Source organism: Sulfobacillus thermotolerans (assembly GCF_039623705.1).
Classification (GTDB): Bacteria; Bacillota; Sulfobacillia; order Sulfobacillales; family Sulfobacillaceae; genus Sulfobacillus; species Sulfobacillus thermotolerans.
Window position 1 is genome coordinate 3,029,945 of record NZ_CP133983.1, and the last position, 16,087, is coordinate 3,046,031.

The 16,087-nt window shown below is 50.9% G+C and carries 19 protein-coding genes, 2 tRNA genes and 1 pseudogene; 9 read left to right on the plus strand and 13 right to left on the minus strand.

Translation table 11 applies throughout. From position 1 onward, the window contains the following. Window positions 1-147: 147 nt before the first annotated feature. The 4 genes and pseudogenes from ORD20_RS15920 to ORD20_RS15935 form a co-directional block, all read left to right on the plus strand. Window positions 148-588 (plus strand): hypothetical protein, encoded by a 441-nt coding sequence (locus tag ORD20_RS15920; protein ID WP_207654618.1) that lies wholly within the window; start codon window positions 148-150, stop codon window positions 586-588. A 146-nt stretch (window positions 589-734) separates the two neighbouring features. Then, complete coding sequence (locus ORD20_RS15925) at window positions 735-1,163, plus strand: Fur family transcriptional regulator (RefSeq protein WP_158246187.1); 429 nt, start codon at window positions 735-737, stop codon at window positions 1,161-1,163. Window positions 1,164-1,239: 76 nt separating this feature from the next. Next, on the plus strand, window positions 1,240-2,643 hold the full coding sequence (locus tag ORD20_RS15930) for an APC family permease (protein ID WP_158246186.1): 1,404 nt from the start codon (window positions 1,240-1,242) through the stop codon (window positions 2,641-2,643). Between the two features lie 441 nt (window positions 2,644-3,084). Then, window positions 3,085-3,561, plus strand: a pseudogene (locus ORD20_RS15935) (ATP-binding cassette domain-containing protein); the annotation flags it as partial. On the opposite strand, the gene ORD20_RS15940 reads toward ORD20_RS15935, so the two are convergent. Genes ORD20_RS15940 through ORD20_RS15950 form a run of 3 tightly spaced genes read right to left on the minus strand, consistent with a single transcriptional unit; the run spans window position 3,562 to window position 6,356 of the window. Beyond that, complete coding sequence (locus ORD20_RS15940) at window positions 3,562-4,953, minus strand: aldehyde dehydrogenase family protein (protein ID WP_430626360.1); 1,392 nt, start codon at window positions 4,951-4,953, stop codon at window positions 3,562-3,564. 21 nt (window positions 4,954-4,974) lie between these two features. Further along, entirely contained in the window at window positions 4,975-5,382 is a 408-nt protein-coding gene (locus ORD20_RS15945) for an acyl-CoA thioesterase (protein ID WP_242968189.1), read from the minus strand. A gap of 29 nt (window positions 5,383-5,411) precedes the next feature. Next, window positions 5,412-6,356: a helix-turn-helix transcriptional regulator gene (locus ORD20_RS15950; RefSeq protein WP_103374072.1), complete on the minus strand. Its 945-nt coding sequence runs from the start codon at window positions 6,354-6,356 to the stop codon at window positions 5,412-5,414. A gap of 226 nt (window positions 6,357-6,582) precedes the next feature. Here ORD20_RS15950 and ORD20_RS15955 point away from each other — a divergent pair, with 226 nt between their 5' ends. Both ORD20_RS15955 and ORD20_RS15960 read left to right on the plus strand, forming a co-directional pair. Continuing rightward, entirely contained in the window at window positions 6,583-6,924 is a 342-nt protein-coding gene (locus tag ORD20_RS15955) for a TQO small subunit DoxD (RefSeq protein WP_255398082.1), read from the plus strand. Between the two features lie 24 nt (window positions 6,925-6,948). Continuing rightward, a complete protein-coding gene (locus ORD20_RS15960; protein WP_103374070.1) occupies window positions 6,949-7,464 on the plus strand; it encodes a TQO small subunit DoxA domain-containing protein in 516 nt (171 codons plus the stop codon). Between the two features lie 145 nt (window positions 7,465-7,609). Here ORD20_RS15960 and ORD20_RS15965 read toward each other — a convergent pair. Further along, window positions 7,610-7,685, minus strand: a tRNA-Glu gene (locus ORD20_RS15965). A gap of 5 nt (window positions 7,686-7,690) precedes the next feature. Beyond that, window positions 7,691-7,764, minus strand: a tRNA-Gln gene (locus ORD20_RS15970). A 239-nt stretch (window positions 7,765-8,003) separates the two neighbouring features. Between ORD20_RS15970 and ORD20_RS15975 the strand changes: the two genes are divergently transcribed. Continuing rightward, window positions 8,004-8,519 (plus strand): M48 family metalloprotease, encoded by a 516-nt coding sequence (locus ORD20_RS15975; protein ID WP_430626361.1) that lies wholly within the window; start codon window positions 8,004-8,006, stop codon window positions 8,517-8,519. Window positions 8,520-8,536: 17 nt separating this feature from the next. After that, window positions 8,537-8,902, plus strand: a complete 366-nt coding sequence (pspAB, locus tag ORD20_RS15980) for a PspA-associated protein PspAB (RefSeq protein WP_430626734.1) — start codon at window positions 8,537-8,539, stop codon at window positions 8,900-8,902. Window positions 8,903-8,909: 7 nt separating this feature from the next. On the opposite strand, the gene pspAA is transcribed toward pspAB, so the two are convergent. The 5 genes from pspAA to rpoE all read right to left on the minus strand — a co-directional run bounded on the left by pspAA (window position 8,910) and on the right by rpoE (window position 12,734). Next, window positions 8,910-9,176, minus strand: a complete 267-nt coding sequence (gene pspAA, locus ORD20_RS15985) for a PspA-associated protein PspAA (RefSeq protein WP_103374067.1) — start codon at window positions 9,174-9,176, stop codon at window positions 8,910-8,912. Continuing rightward, on the minus strand, window positions 9,173-9,895 hold the full coding sequence (locus tag ORD20_RS15990; protein WP_103374066.1) for a PspA/IM30 family protein: 723 nt from the start codon (window positions 9,893-9,895) through the stop codon (window positions 9,173-9,175). The genes pspAA and ORD20_RS15990 overlap by 4 nt, the downstream gene beginning before the upstream one ends. A 144-nt stretch (window positions 9,896-10,039) precedes the next feature. Next, the gene (locus ORD20_RS15995) at window positions 10,040-10,474 is read right to left on the minus strand and encodes a hypothetical protein (protein ID WP_430626362.1); all 435 of its coding nucleotides are present in this window, start codon (window positions 10,472-10,474) and stop codon (window positions 10,040-10,042) included. Between the two features lie 229 nt (window positions 10,475-10,703). Beyond that, window positions 10,704-12,359, minus strand: a complete 1,656-nt coding sequence (locus tag ORD20_RS16000; protein ID WP_103374064.1) for a CTP synthase — start codon at window positions 12,357-12,359, stop codon at window positions 10,704-10,706. Between the two features lie 87 nt (window positions 12,360-12,446). Further along, a complete protein-coding gene (gene rpoE / locus ORD20_RS16005) occupies window positions 12,447-12,734 on the minus strand; it encodes a DNA-directed RNA polymerase subunit delta (RefSeq protein ID WP_103374063.1) in 288 nt (95 codons plus the stop codon). Between the two features lie 329 nt (window positions 12,735-13,063). Between rpoE and ORD20_RS16010 the strand changes: the two genes are divergently transcribed. Then, the gene (locus ORD20_RS16010; RefSeq protein ID WP_103374062.1) at window positions 13,064-13,402 is read left to right on the plus strand and encodes a hypothetical protein; all 339 of its coding nucleotides are present in this window, start codon (window positions 13,064-13,066) and stop codon (window positions 13,400-13,402) included. Here ORD20_RS16010 and ORD20_RS16015 read toward each other — a convergent pair. The 3 genes from ORD20_RS16015 to ORD20_RS16025 are packed head-to-tail and all read right to left on the minus strand — an operon-like array spanning window position 13,346 to window position 16,083. Continuing rightward, entirely contained in the window at window positions 13,346-14,995 is a 1,650-nt protein-coding gene (locus tag ORD20_RS16015) for a long-chain-fatty-acid--CoA ligase (RefSeq protein WP_103374061.1), read from the minus strand. The two genes, ORD20_RS16010 and ORD20_RS16015, sit on opposite strands and share 57 nt — an antisense overlap. Window positions 14,996-14,997: 2 nt before the next feature. Then, window positions 14,998-15,750, minus strand: a complete 753-nt coding sequence (locus ORD20_RS16020; RefSeq protein WP_103374060.1) for an enoyl-CoA hydratase/isomerase family protein — start codon at window positions 15,748-15,750, stop codon at window positions 14,998-15,000. Window positions 15,751-15,774: 24 nt separating this feature from the next. Next, complete coding sequence (locus ORD20_RS16025) at window positions 15,775-16,083, minus strand: 3-hydroxyacyl-CoA dehydrogenase family protein (protein ID WP_103374059.1); 309 nt, start codon at window positions 16,081-16,083, stop codon at window positions 15,775-15,777. Between the last annotated feature and the right edge of the window lie 4 nt (window positions 16,084-16,087).

Consider the following 16,087-nt stretch of genomic DNA (forward strand, 5'->3'; position numbering starts at 1 on the left):
TCGGGACGGTGTTGCGTTTGCTAAGAGAGTCTCCGCCAACAGTGTATACTTTTTCTAGGCAAACCTCTACGCCCCGTGATTTTTGCACCATTGACAGCGCCGCCCATATACTGGTAACAAAAAGTTGCGAGAAAGGCAGTGGAAGCTATGCGTGTATCCCGGCAGCGTCCTTTGGTGCAACCTTTCTATCTCTACCGGCACGAAGATGTCAGTGGCGTGAGTGGTACAGGAATTGTGGCCATTGGAGTGGTTCTTCCCTCCGGGCATGCCGTCATGGAATGGCAATCACGCTGGCCCACCGTCACGATATTTCAGACCATCGAGCATGTGGAACGGATTCATGGACATGGTGGGCGTACTCATATTGGTTGGGGTATCCCGCCTCGCACCAATCAGAATGCAAATGGCTGGCGCTTGCTTAACTGGTGCAAGCAGGTTTTGCAACGAGCAGAAGGAGAATGGCGAGTGAAGGCGTTAGAGTCCTCTAAAGAGGTTAGTCGCAAGGCCGTTCCTGCCGTTTCTGAGAAGAAAGGGCGTTCGCATCACCACCATCATCACCCGCGGCAATCCGCTTCGTTGCGGCATTAATATCGGATCGCATTCTATTGTCCTTCGTTCAAATCCGTCCGCGTGGCTTGTCTGTTCGAGGAAAAGAGCATTTCAAATGGGAAATGGAGGGGTGTGTTGGATAATCATGGTTGACACACCCTTTATTATTGCCTATGATTTGCAACATGGAACAAAATACTATAGAAAATCGCCTTCATCAACACGGATTGCGCGCAACGTTACCTCGTACCATCGTTATGGACACCTTATCCCAATCGGTGGGTCACTATACTATTGAATCCCTCTGGCGTACTGTCAAAGCAACAGTGCCTTCTATTGAACTCTCGACGGTTTACCGGGTGGTTCAGGCCTTTGTAGAAGTGGGCCTGGCCAGTGAAATGCACTTGCCCGACGGATCTCGCGTAATCGAGGCCACGGTAAAAGCGCACGCGCATTGGGTGTGTCAGCGTTGCCATGCGATTGAACACATTACGGATGACGTAATGCACGGAGTTCATCGCATGCTAAAAGCCTCCGTTACCAGCCGCGATATTCAAGGTGTTCAAATTACCGCATGGGGCTTATGCCAATCATGCCAATCGGCCACAAAATAAAAAGCATCCCTTGCAAATAAAAACGGAGTTATCAAGGAACCTTTCTTGATAACTTATCGGGAAGGCCAGGATCAGTGTGCAACCATTAGGTAAAAAACCGGTTTTGTTAAGCCTGTCGGATCTTTCGGGACTATCCGTTGCGAGTGTCGCACCCTTATTTAGTGTGGCGGCTGCCGGCTCCATTATGCTTAGCCTGGCTGGCGCTGATATTATTTGGGCTGTCTTGGCGATTGCCACACCTTTTATTCTAAGTTCATGGCTGTTTCGGATGTTGAATCAACACTATCCTAATACCGGAGCTTCCTATCATTGGTCTCGTAGGATTTTAGGTTTTGGTATCTCGCGATATCAATCATGGATTCTGATGATGGCCTATTTTTGGTCCATTCCTCCCATTATTATTCCAGCAGCAGAGGAGTCTCTCGCCTTAGTTGGAGTCACAGCCCCTCCGTCGTGGTTGGTGATTATCGTGAGCGGGGCGTGGATCGGATTGTCCGCTGGGTTGTTATTGAGGGGGAGTAAAACCGTTGCGCAATTGACCAAAATATTTATGGTTTTAGAATTCATCGCTATCATCATATTTGCCATAGCGGGAGTACTTCATTGGCGTGCGCTTCCGGGAAATCATGTGACGCCATCATGGCACGGTTTTGTTATTGCGATGGTTGTAGGCGCGACTATAGTGGATGGTTGGGAAATTGATAGCTATGCGGCGGAAGAAGCTGATTACCCGCAGAAAACCCCGGGAATGGGCGGCGTGGTAGGAGCTTTCATGGTGTTAGCTTTTTATTTAACGATTTTCCCTTTAATGCTACATTCCGTGTCACTAGCCCAGCTGGTTAAGAATCCCGATGTGTTGATTGCATGGGCGCAAGCGTTATCGCCTCATCAATTCCGTTGGGCCATTGTGCCCATTGTGGCTTCAACCGCCGGCTCTTTATGGCTTACAACGTTTATTTTGAGTAAGGCGTTGTATGCAATGGCTCGGGACCGAATACTCCCCCGATTTTTTGTGACGAAAAACTCTGCACAGTCGCCGACGTGGACGATTGTGGTCCCTCTCGTGTTGGGATGGACGATTGTGTCATTGCAGTTACTGGTGGCATCGCTTGCGTCTGTGTTCAATTTAGTGCTCAGTACGGCGGGTTTCTTTCTGATTTTGGAGTTTCTCTTTGACAGTCTTAGTGCGGCGGTGTTTTTAACGCGTATTCATCACCATGGTCTACATGGCATTACGCACCAACACAGAGGCCTTCAGATCATTTCTTATGTGACGACGACGTGGTTTGCGGTGGTCATTAGCATTTTCTTGATTTACGGCCCCGCCGCTATTGGTCGCTCTATCGATGCATTGGTTGCCATTATGCTGGCGGGAGGCATAATTTTTACATTTTGGCGCTTTGAAGGCCGTTGGCGCGGATATCACGTATTTAATCCCGAAACACGTGAATTAACCATAGAAGACGGCGAGGATCTCTAACGGCGGCACCGTATAATGTCGAAATCCGTGGGGTACAATGGTTAAACAAAAAGTTTTCTAATATGGCTAGACAGAACTCACCTCAGGTGTTATTATATCAAAGCTGTCCGCGAGGACAGTGAGCCCCCCGCTTCAGCGGGCGGCGTCGGTCCTTGAAAACTATATCGTCATGAGTTCATGACGATATAGTTTTCAAGGACCGGGCACCACCACTAAACCGGGTGGTCTCACTGTCCTCGCGGACAGCTTTGATATAATAACACCCTTTTGCTGCGTATGCAACTCCCAATTTCTTCTGTGTCGAATTAGTTTCGCCCAGCTTGCGGAACTTAATGCATCACGACTGACGTATTCGCCCTGTGTTAAGATACAGAGAAAAGCGTCAGCGCGGAGGTTTTGTATTTTATGGCTTGGCTTTCTGTACAATCGGCCCAACTTTCAATGGGCGGTCGCGCCTTAGTTAACAACATTACATTAAATATTAATGCTGGTGACCGAATTGGCATTGTTGGACCCAACGGGATGGGCAAAAGCACCTTTTTAGGTTTATTGTCAGGAGCCATCGAACCCGACTCCGGCTCCATAAAAGTCATGGGCGCCCCTTATATCACCCAACTTAATCAGTGGCAAAAGCCTTCTTGCTCGACAATTTGGGCCTGTGCAGCGGACGCCAACAGCCAGCTTCGGCAAACTCAAGAACAGCTGCAGCACGTCGAACAAGCCATGGCCAACCCGGATATGACCTCTGAACAACTCATCGAGTTAACCGAGCAGTGGGGCAGGCTCTCCGAAAAATTTTCGGACATGGGCGGATATGAATGGGAAGCGACCGTTCGGGCGGGCCTCATTGCGCTGGGCTTTGCTGAATCCCGTTTCAATGACTCTCCCCAGCATCTTTCCGGCGGAGAACAACATCGACTAGCACTGTTGCAAATTATTTTGTCCGGCGCGGATATTTGGCTGCTCGATGAGCCCAATAACCACTTGGATGTGAACACGCTGCAGTGGTTGGAAGAGCAAATTACGTGCCCGAATCACCGCTAACACTGGCCCAAACACTTCTTCTTGTTCCAGCTTGCTCCCTGGCTTCACATCCGAGAAAATCGTGGGCGGAATAAAATAGCCGTCGCGGTCCATGGTCCCGCCACCGGTTTCGAGATGCGCGTGTTCTTTCCCCCACTGAATATAACTATGAACCTTTTCAAAGGCTTTGGGATCAATCACGGGACCCATTTGACTGTTAAAATTATCGGGATCGCCGACAACCAGCTTTTTGGTCCGTTCCACAATCTTCTTCAACAACACATCATGGACTTCATCAACAATAATGGCGCGGGAGCATGCGGAACACTTTTGTCCTTGAAATCCAAACGCCGATGTTACAATATCTTGTGCTGCCTTGTCGAGATCGGCAGTTTCATCCACAACAATGGCGTCTTTGCCCCCCATTTCCGCCACGACGCGCTTAATCCACTTTTGGCCGGGAGCTACTTGGGCCGCTAATTGGTTAATGCGCAAGCCGACTTCTCGAGAGCCCGTAAAGCTGATGAAGCGAATAAGCGGGTGCGTCACAATATAATCACCAATCGTGCCGCCATCGCCCGGCACGAAGTTCAAGACGCCATATGGCAGCCCTGCTTCATGCATAATCTCGACAAAATGCGCGGCAATCACCGGGGTCGCACTCGCCGGCTTTAATATGACACAATTTCCGGCCACGATCGCAGACGTTGTCATTCCCGTCAAAATCGCCAACGGGAAGTTCCACGGGGGAATAATTGCGCCCACGCCGATGGGTACATAAAAGGCCTGGTCGTCTTCATCGTCTAAAGGGGTCAAGGGCACAGGCGCTCCCAACCGCTCCATTTGCCGACCGTAATACTCCATAAAATCAATCGCTTCGTTGACGTCGCCTTCCGCTTCCGCCCAGGTCTTGCCAGCTTCGTAGACCTCTACGGCTGCCAAAAACAATTTTTTACGGCGCATAATTGCTGCCGCTTTATAGAGGTAGCGTGCTCGGTCTGCGGCGGGCACCTTCTTCCATGAGTCAAAGGCACGCCACGCCTCCTTAATGGCTTGGTCAATGTGACTCGCTTCGGCTTTGGAGACAAATCCTACGACTTGGTCGGGATGGGCGGGATTGGTCGAGGTAATCTTTTTTTCCGTGTCAACGCGTTCGGAGCCGATTAACAGCGGGTAGGATAGACCAAATTGCTCTTTGACTTCGCGCAGCGCCGATTCCATGGCTTTGCGATTTGAAGGTTGATTAAAATCCAGTGGAAGCTCGTAGTGATAGGGTTTAATGGCCATGATTTTTGCCTCCTGTTGTGTTTAGGACAACAACTGCTGCAAAGAACCATAGTACTCAGGCAAAGAACGGTCCAGGCGAGCAGCATGCCCATTGAGCACAAAAATATGTTCGGTGATTCCCCGACTCGTTTCCTGGCCTTGCGACGTGACCTGATACGTAAAGGTCGCGCGTGTGGGCGTAAGCCTAGTGAGTGACGCATGCACGTCACAGCGGTCTCCGGGACGCATAGCATGAATAAAGTCTGCTTCAGCGTGTCGTACCAACAACTCAAGACCTAACGGTCTCAAGATCTTATAGTAATCCATATTGTGCGCTCGAAGCCAATGAATTCGCGCCTCAGAAAACCAATCAAATAAATGAGCGTGATAAATGATGCCGGCCACATCACATTCCGCCCAACGCAAACACGTTGTCCACGTGGTTATCACTGTCGTATCCTCCCCTTACCGGCTTGCCCTTACTCTTGACGCGTATTGGCTGGAGCTGAGCCGGGCTGTACCGGAAGCATGTGCTGCTGTTGAGCCCAATGCACAGCATCCCTACGCGAGTGTACACCCATTTTTTGCATAATGTTAGCCGCATGGGCCCGCACCGTTCCCTCACTAACCTGCTGATGGACCGCAATCTGCCGGTAAGAGTATCCGCGTGCCATTCCCTGAAGAATTTCTTTCTCACGAGGCGTGAAAAGATGTAAGACCTCCTCATGTTCTTTTATAGCACAAGCGACGATATGGCTTAGTTCTTCTGAGAGCTTCCCCCCGCCCGAGCGACACAGCTGGGTAATCAATGCCTCGAGGCGCTCACGCTCGGCATCAGCTATTATCACGTGGGTCTCCTCGAAAAGCCGCTCAATCACGCGCATTAACAGTTGCTGATGACGCTGAATAAGGGTATTAGCAGATTCTTTGGCTTGATCATGCTGCCGGACTAGCCCGGCTATTATCAGCGCCATTAGGGCTGCCGCCAAAATCCAAAGCGGCCAAACCATATGTAAGAGTAATAATCCTTGGCGTGCCAACACTATGCGGCGAATCGCAATCAATCCTGCCACAGTGGGCAGGATTTTTTTGACCATCGAAGGATTGGCCATTAATGCTAACTCCATCACTGGAACAGGGGAGAGCGCAAGAGCAGGAAACCGGGCTTGGGTCAGATAGAGAACATAGATAAGCAGCGCATAGACGGCGTCACGCCATGCAGTAGAAGACAATGATCCCTTTGAGGTTGAGGCCAAGAACCATTCGTGACGCAAAACATCGATAACCGCCGCGAAACCGACGACGGCAAATCCTTCACTATTTGCAGGGTGTAATAACACTTCAAGGAAACAGGTCAAAGGAATGATAAAGCGTAGGCGCCTCACAATGACAGAACTGGAATACCCAAACGCTTCGACTTCCACGGTCCTTCTCCACCTCTACCATTCAAACAGATTTGTCATCCCCAGTGTACGTTGCGGGACTTGAGCCGAACACTACCATTCGGGCACTGATACCTTGGCCTTTTGGCCCTCTTAGACAAAATCATAGGCACAACCCATGGTAAATCAGAAGCTCTAACGCCTACGCTCGTTGTGCCAGCAGGCCCCAAGGCGGGCATACTGCGAATAACAGGCGGGATTTTGGCCTCTGAATCATCTAATGAACACGTTAATTCTTCACCCGCACACAGCCTTTGGATTCTTAATTATCTTCACGTGGATCGAATTCTTGGTTGGATTATTTTTAATCAGCGGAACTCTGACCCGTCTTTCCGCTCTTGGAGCAGTCCTATTGAGTTTTGGGATTTTGTGGGGGGACGGCTGGCAAGGAACCACATGTGTTGACGAATGGCAAATTGGTACCGTGGAAGGCATTGCTGCGATGGTCTTTATGTTCTCCGGCGCTGGCCCTTGGAGTTTGGACCGGTGGCTGCTCAGAAACTGGGATGGTTATGTTCACATTGGCCCTTGGCGCATCAGATTAGCTTAAAAACTGCCGTGTAAGGAGTGAAAAATGATGGCGATCAAACACGAAGCCGTTGAAACGAAAAACCAAAAACGGCAAGCCCTTGGCATGTTGATTGTCGGGGTGGTCATCACCCTATTCACCTATCAAGTCTTTCACCATGGTCTGTGGGGAAAGTTAGTCAACTACAGCAAAAAACCTGATTTAGTGTTAACCGGCACCCACGTCACACCGCACATGCTTGATCTAGAACTGTATAATACCGGAGGTTCTGGCGTCTATGGGGAATTTACCTCCATGGTGGCCCTCACATCTAGCACCGGAAAGGTCTATGAGATATGGAATGGTCAACAACTGCACAAGATCTCAAAAGAATCTATTCACAACGTCTATCATTTTGAAAAAATCGCCCCAGGCCCACACGGACTCATCGTGCCGCTTTCCGCCAAGGGCACGATACGACTCGCTATCAATCGCCCTATTCCCCCAGGCACTCAGGTCACCGTAACCGTAGAGGACGTCAGCGGCATCAAATGGCATATGCTCACCACCGTTCACCCTTAACACCACTAAAATCCAAGGCTTGGGTCGTTCGTTCAAACCCAGCCTTGGATTTTCGCAACGGTCTTAATCCACGCGAGATGCGAGAATTATTCAGGCCGTCGGACAGTGAGCATAAAAAAATAACCGCTTCACAGCGGTTATTAAATGGTAGCCCCAAGCGGATTCGAACCGCTGTTTCCGGAATGAGGGTCCGGCGTCCTAGGCCTCTAGACTATGGGGCCATAATTGGCTGGGGGACCAGGATTCGAACCTAGGCGAGGTGATCCAGAGTCACCTATGCTACCGCTACATCATCCCCCAGCAGCAAAAACCATTTTACTCTCCGTGATGAGATTTTGCAAGAACTTTGTCGATCCGTTTTTTGCCACAGACGTCTACCCAGCACAATTTCTCGCATACGTTTTAGCTCATCGCACCACACTAGACAAGCCTTTGCCGCAGTAAACTGAGACTGATTCTCATAACAATCGTCTCTTAAGCTTGAGTGCAAGACCTTTAGGACGTAGACTATACTATAAGAGGAAAGGAGCATACCGTCGATGGCAAAAAAAACTGCGGCCTGGTATGGCCACGATTTTGGTTTATCGCTTCGGATGTTCATTACCATGATGTTGTTAGCGGCGTTGTATTTGGCGTTTATTGTGGTGTTATGGGACGCAGGTGTGGCATTGCCGTTACTGATTTTAATCATTATGGCATTAGCCTTTAGCCAATATTTCTTTTCAGACAGCCTGGTGCTATTAACGACGGGGTCACGGATTGTTACGCCCCAGCAAGCGCCCAAGCTGTATGCTATGGTCGAGCGTCTCGCACAACTCGCGGATATCCCGGTACCCAAAATTGCCGTGATGCCGACTCGCATGCCGAATGCCTTTACTACAGGACGCAGTCCTAAAAAGGCGACGATCACCGTGACCCAAGGCCTTTTGGATCAGCTTCCGGAACAAGAATTAGAAGCGGTATTAGCCCACGAGTTGACCCATATTAAGAATCATGACGTCGCGGTGATTACTATTGCCAGCTTTTTTTTGACAATTCAGGGTATGAATCCTTAGAAAAGGATGTCCAACAAATTCTCACCTTAGGCGGCAAAGATATGCCGGTCACAGCCCATCACGTGGACGACCAACAAGGCTATCGCTGGATTGTCTTTGAGGGAAAAGATCCCGAAGATGTCATCAACGCGCTGCACTTAACCGCAGATATGTTAAAGCAAGCCGGATATGGCGATAGTCTTCTGGCCGCGATGTTTGCCTTCACGCCCTCATGGTACTTGATTTACACCTATCGTCGCGCGGCCTTTTACCCCTTTGTCCCTCAACTCTCCCATCGTCGCGACCAAGCCCGGGAATTTCGGATTGCCCAAACCCTGAAGCCTTTTATGCCCATAGAAAAAGACCCGGAGCGATGGTACGCGCTCTGGGATCCTCCCCTTTAAGATCATGTTAGTCGATTGTGCCACTGAACAGTTTCTTTGCTTCCGCTAAACTGGTATCGGCCGCTGGAAGTATAATATCCGATTCCGCAAATTCATGCGGTTCAATTCGGCGGCCCGTTCGTGCCAGTGCTACGAGCTTCCCATAGAGAGTATGAAAGCGCCCAGCATCGTTGTTCATGATGGCCTGCATGACTTCATCATCCAGACGATGAATAGCGTCCAATGTCGCTCCGTCCACGTCATACTGGCCTTCTGCCAAAATCCTAACAATCATGAGGGTTCTCCCTTGCCCATTTCTTCTTTCAGCTTTGCCAACTCATCGGACACCGATGTTGACCCTTTGAGACGATTCAATTCGTCGCGAATGGAATCCCCTGTCGATGGGGCTGCATCAAGCTGTAGGGTCGACGAAGACGCCTCGGACAACGCGTCAATGGCCTGAGCGCGTGCCTGCAAGGCCTGAGTTTTGTCCTGCGCCCGCTGCAACGCCATGTTAACATCCGCCATGTCCTCGCCCAACCCTGAAAACGCTTCCCCAATTTTCACCTGAGCTTGGGCCGCGGAGTATTGCGCCTTGATAACTTCTTTTTGCGTCCGGAACGTCTCCACTTTCAACGACAGCTTTTGTTGGGCATCTTGTAGGCGATGCTCCTCTTTCTCCAAATCCGCAATTTGCGTTTGCAGTCCTTGCATTTGCGCAACGACTGTTTGCTTGCGGGTCAAGGCTTCTTGGGCCAAATCGTCACGGCCGGCAGCTACCGCGTCGCGCGCATCTTGGTCCCATTGCGCGGCCATTTGTTGTAGCTTATTCAGCTGCAATTCGATACGCTTTTTCGACGTCACAACCTCGGCCACTCCACGCCGAACTTGCTGAAGCTGCTCGACTTGCTTCTGATAGGAATATTCTAAGGTCTCGCGAGGGTCTTCAGCCTTATCCAAGATATTGTTGACTTTCGATTTAAAGATGGTGGACACCCGTGAAATCAATCCCATGTGTCGAGCCTCCTCTCCTCTTTTGCTTCAGTATATTCTGTCTGCAAAAACCTTGTCAAAGAGTATCCATGACCGCTACGCAAACCCAAGAGGCTTTCCAAGCCCCTTCTCTTGGAAAGCCTCGTCCCCTTGCATACTCAAGCACTAAACCCACCAGTGTCCTCCTAAAGAGGTGTTGAATACCACGCCGTACGTTAAATACATGAGCCAGATAGCGCCCAGAAATTGCCACAGTCCCACTAAGCGTGCTCCAGGATTCCAACCAGCGAGTCGGGTAGGAATTTCCGATAAGTAAATGAGCAACAGAATGATAAACAAGATGCCCACAGGCACGTCTCCGGCATCTAAAAAGATCAAGGTTCCCAATAAGGAAAGGGCTGCATAGGCAATGGCCATCCATCCTTCAGCACTGAACTGCATGAAGCCCCCCATCCAGATCCCCCAAATCGCCACCGCTTTATCAATTTCGGGGCCGTTCGGTGGGTGGTTGAAGAGGGCTTGTCCCCCCCACACAAAGTAGTTGGTGCCCAGTCCAAAAAATCCAATGGCAATGGGAAGAAAGGCAGATTGCGTAAACATAAGCAACGTCGTCTCCTGACAGGTGTAATTTTGACCGCTGATATCCGAATACACGGTCGTCACTGCCCTTATCTTCGCCCTCTGCCATAGCTTTATACCCCATCAACCGCAGTTTAGTTCTGATGCACCATCCCCACTAGCGAGCAAATAAGGAGGTCCGGTACCCGAACCCGGCACCGGACCTGTTGCGATAGACTCTTAGAGCGTTAGGTATAAGACAGACCCCCCGTTAGGAATGGCCCACAGCCCCCGCATTTTCTTCCACTAACGTCTTGTCTGGGCCTAGTCCCTTGCGCTTAGCCGCAGCTCCCACAAATCCTGCGAACAAGGGGTGTGGGCGATTCGGGCGAGACTGAAATTCGGGATGAAACTGCGTCCCCACAAACCAAGGATGTCCCTGCAACTCCATAATTTCAACTAAACGCTCATCCGGCGACAGACCCGACGCCACGAGTCCGCTGTCTGCCAACATCTCCCGAAACCGGTTATTTAACTCAAACCGGTGGCGATGCCTTTCGAAAATTAAGGTATCTTGATAAATAGCTTGAGTCTTAGTCCCTAGCTTCAAGGTACATGGATAGCTCCCTAACCGCATGGTGCCGCCCATGTCCATCACGCCTTGCTGCTCGGGCATCAAGTCAATAATAGGATACGGGGTGTTCGGATCAAACTCCGTAGAATTCGCATTTTCCAATCCGCAGACATTGCGCGCCACTTCAATGGCCGCGGCCTGCATGCCCATACAAATCCCGAAAAATGGGGTTCTTGTTTCACGCGCCCACGTAATTGCTTGAATTTTTCCCTCGACACCTCGGTAGCCAAAGCTACCAGGCACCAAAACCCCGTCCACGCCCTCCAATAAAGCCGCAGCTCCCTGCTCTTCCACTTCTTCGGAGTCGACCCATTTAATATTAACCCGAACCTGATGGGCGAGCCCTCCGTGCACAAGCCCCTCGACCACACTCATATATGCATCGTGCAGCGCCACATATTTGCCGACAACAGCAACCGTCACATCCCCTTGCAACGTTGTTGCCCGTTTGGCCACTTGCGCCCAATCAGCCAGGTCAGCAGGCGGCGCTTGCATCTGCAACCGATCTAACACAATATCGTCCAAGCCCTCTTCCGCTAACATCAAAGGCAATTGATAAATCGATTCGGCATCAACATTTTGAATAACGGCCTTCCGATCCACATCACACATCAACGCAATTTTGTCACGCAAATCGCGCGACAACGGCTTCTGGACGCGGCAGACAATCACATCGGGCTGAATGCCAATAGAACGCAATTCCTTGACCGAGTGCTGCGTTGGCTTGGTTTTCGCTTCGCCCGCCGCATTGAGATAGGGCACCAACGTGACATGAATGTACATGACCGCGTCGCGGCCAATATCTGACCGCATTTGGCGGATTGCTTCCAAAAACGGCAAGCTCTCAATATCGCCCACAGTGCCGCCAATTTCCACAATAATGACGTCGGCTCCTGATGCCTCGGCAACGCGGTGAATTCGCTCTTTGATTTCATTGGTAATGTGCGGGATGACCTGAATGGTGCCTCCCAGAAAATCGCCGCGTCGTTCCTTGGTCAGAGTGGACCAATAAATGCGGCCTGTGGTCACGTTGTTGGCTTGTCCCAAGTTCACATCCATAAAACGTTCATAATGACCTAGGTCTAAGTCTGTTTCCGCGCCATCTTGCGTAACAAAAACCTCGCCATGTTGTAAAGGGCTCATTGTACCAGGATCCACATTAATATACGGATCCAACTTTAAAGCCGTGACTTTCACGCCCCGACTTTTTAAAATACGCCCCAAAGACGCTGCTGTTATCCCTTTGCCTAAGGATGACACGACCCCACCCGTTATAAACACAAACTTCGCCACAATGTCCTCCCCTTAATGTCCATGCCTCATAACAATTCTTGCTGTCCGCCTATTGATTTTTACTCAAAAGGAGAAGGAGTCCGAAGGTTAGCCCTCGTCCTCCTCCACGTCGCCGTTCTCTTCGTCGTCGTAGCCGCCCGACCGACCAGTCGACCCTTTTGCTACCGATTTAGGCAACCATTCCTTTAATCCCCACATCGAGTTGCCACGATATTGAAAGCGGACATCAAGATTAATTTCTGTGTAAATTCTTGCCACTTGACGGGCTTCCCGGTCTTGGCCCAGTTTGCGCAACGTCTCATCGAGCAAGTCCTGCACTTCCATCGGCTGCCCGTGTTCTTTTAATACTTCATACGCTGCATCAGTGACCTGCATAGCCATACCCCCGTGTGCACACTAAATTCCCCCGTATTATACCATCTACCAATTTAAAAGGTAATATTCTCGAGGCCCAGGAATTTCGTTGTCCTCCTCATCAAGGCGTCTTTTGTTTTTTAGTCTACCCAAAGACACAAAGCGCGTGACAGGTCGTCTGCGTGCGAATTCCCACCCCAAATCGCTCTAATTTTTAGTCAAAAACGCACAGCAATGATACTATGAGCTAGACAAGCTTCGCTCCCAAGCCCGCTTTGATTACGGGCGCGGCAAACACACCCGAGCTTGCGATGAGCTTCAACAAACCGGTTTTGGAGGTTTTTTGCATAATGCGTCCCAAACTTTCTGCCGTGCCCAGAACTACCACTCCTCCTTGGCGCTTTCACAGCCGGGGCCTTTTGCGGCTTCTGATTTTAGCCGTCACTTTTTCCTTGTTGTCCTTGGGCCATGGCCTTTGGTGGTGGATAGGATTTCTTCTGTTAGCCGCCGTGCTGATTTCCATTGGCGGGCGCAATAGCGGGCCGGTCAGTCCGTGGCTCGGATCGGCCGGCCTCTTGTGGCTTGCGTTTGTGCATGTGCGGATTGTTGCGGCTAGCTACGGAATTCCTGCACTAGGTCTTTTCTTTGCCGCCTATTTTTTGGTCATTCTGCGCCGCCGTGCGGCTTAGCTCCCGGCGTAGAATTTTGCCGATCGCTGATTTCGGCAAGTGGTCCACCATCTCATAAATCCGCGGACGTTTGTATGAAACCAACCTCTCTTGACAAAACGCATCGAGCGCACGGGCGTCCAACGCGACGCCCGCGCGCGGCACGATAACGGCTTTAACGGTCTCTCCTCGGTAGGGATCAGGTACCCCAATGACGCAGGCTTCTTCGATCCCCGGATACTGGTAGAGCACTTCTTCCACTTCCCGCGGGTACACGTTAAACCCGGAACAAATAATGAGGTCCTTTTTACGGTCAGCAATATGGAAATATCCGTCTTCATCCATCGTCGCCACGTCTCCCGTATAAAGCCATCCCTCTTTCAACGCCATTTGGCTCTCTTCCGGTCGATTCCAGTATCCTTGCATGACTTGAGGCCCTTTCACCAACAATTCACCTTTTTCGCCAACAGGAACATCTTCACCGGACGCATTGACAATCCGCACAGCTGTAGACGGATACGGAAATCCAATGCCTGGCGATTTCACATCGACCGGCCATAAAGGCTGACAATGTGTCACAGGAGACGCCTCGGTCAAACCGTACCCTTCTACAATCCGCCCTTTGGTTAGTTTTTCAAAGTCTTCTTGTACTTGAGCGGGCAACGGAGCCGAGCCGCTGATACACCCTTTAATCGAGGTGAGGTCCAAATGATGTTGAGCCGCATATTGCGCGAGCGCCACATACATCGTAGGGGCTCCGGGAAAGAGGGTTGGCTTCGTGCGTTCAATCCAGAATGCGGCCTGTTCGGGATGAAAACGGACCATAAAGACCAAACGCGCTCCAATCAACAAGCCCAAATTCATGCCGACCGTCATCCCGTACGCATGAAATAATGGCAAAGCAATCAGGATGGTGTCTTGGTGATCGGCAGACACGATGTCTTGCATCCATAGGCGCGACTGTTCGGCATTGGCCCATAGATTCCCATGGGACAGCATCGCGCCTTTGGGCAAACCCGTCGTGCCGCCTGTATACTGCAGGAGCGCTAAATCATGCTCAGGCTCAATGTCCGGGGGAGTAGCCAATTCCGGCAACGACAACCATGCACTAAAGGAGGAAGCTTGCGGATATGCTGCGCACGCCTTTTCTTCCACCGCTTGGTCATTGTTCATATCGGCGATTAATACGGGCCAGGGAAGGCCTGAAGGCAACCGATCGACGGCTTGTGGCGGGACAATCAGGGTGCGTGGGGCAGCATCCATTAACAACGCGGCCAGCTCTGATGAAGTATACAACGGATTGAGCGCGACAACCACCGCACCCAAACGCAAAATCCCGAAATAGGCTTGTAAGAAGGCCAAGCTGTTCGGTAAGATAATGGCCACACGGTCACCTTTTTGAACGCCCAACCGCCGCAATCCTTCCGCCACGCGGTTTACCATGGACCACAAAACGGGATAGCTTATAGTCCTGTCTTCCAATACCACGGCCGTTCTATCGTCACAGTCTTTCCAGCGTTCAATGACATCGGTTAAGGGTCGAAGGGGTTGCGCAATCTCTGGTGGCACATTCCCATAATGCTTCAACCAAGGTTTTTCGTCATAGACGCTCATCGCTACTGCCCTCGAAACTCTGGGCGTCGCTTTTGGAGAAAGGCCATAATACCCTCCGCTGCATCAGATGACGCCATGAGAGCCGACATCGCGTCGGTTTCCGCCGCTTGTCCAAGACTCGGATCGACCAGAAGTTTCTTAATGGCTTGCAGGGCTAAAGGCGGCAAGGCTGCTAAGCGGTCTGCTTGATTCACGGCATAGTCCAATAAAAGATGGGCAGGCACCACCTCATGAATTAAACCAATACGCAAGGCCTCCTGGGCATCAATGGCTTCGCCGGTGAGTAATAAGCGCGCCGCTTGAGACCGACCGATTAATTTGGGCATACGAACCGTCCCACCCCAGCCCGGTATGATCCCTAAATTTACTTCGGGCTGACCAAAACGTGCCGCGTCGGACGCAATGCGCATATCGGTGGCCATCGCTAGTTCATTGCCACCGCCTAAGGCAGGGCCGCCAATGGCCGCAATAGTAGGCTTGGGACACTGTTCGATGCGATTAAACAAGGCCACGCCATAGGCCAAAAAATCCTTAACGCCAGCTCCCATTTGCAAAAAGCTCGGAATATCGGCGCCCGCAGCAAAAAACATACCATCTCCCGTAATAACCAACGCTCGTACAGTATGATTCTCAATCGCCTCGGTGAGGGCACGATCGAGTTCTTGCAACAAGGATAAGCTTAAGGCATTCACAGGAGGATGACTCAGGCGCAAGACAGCGACACGGTCCCTCTGTTCGACGGTAATTAGTGCCATGTTGTATTCACCTCCCATTGTCCGTTAATAATTGAAATAACCTGCGTGCGTTTTGACACCCAGTTGACCCCGCCCGATCCGCTCTGTCAGAGATGTTGGAGGCGCAAACCGGTCGCCCAATTCGTGTTGCAGGCGCGTGAGCTTCTCATAAATAACATCCAAGCCGATACTATCCGCCCACGCCAGCGGCCCTTGAGGAAGCCCTGCACCGGCCCGCATCGCAATGTCAATCGCTTGCGCGGTAGCAATACCTTCTTCATACAGTCTAGCTGCTTCTAAATACGTGGCCAGCGTAAACCGATCTATTAATTCTTGTTCGCGTTCTGCCTCCATTTTC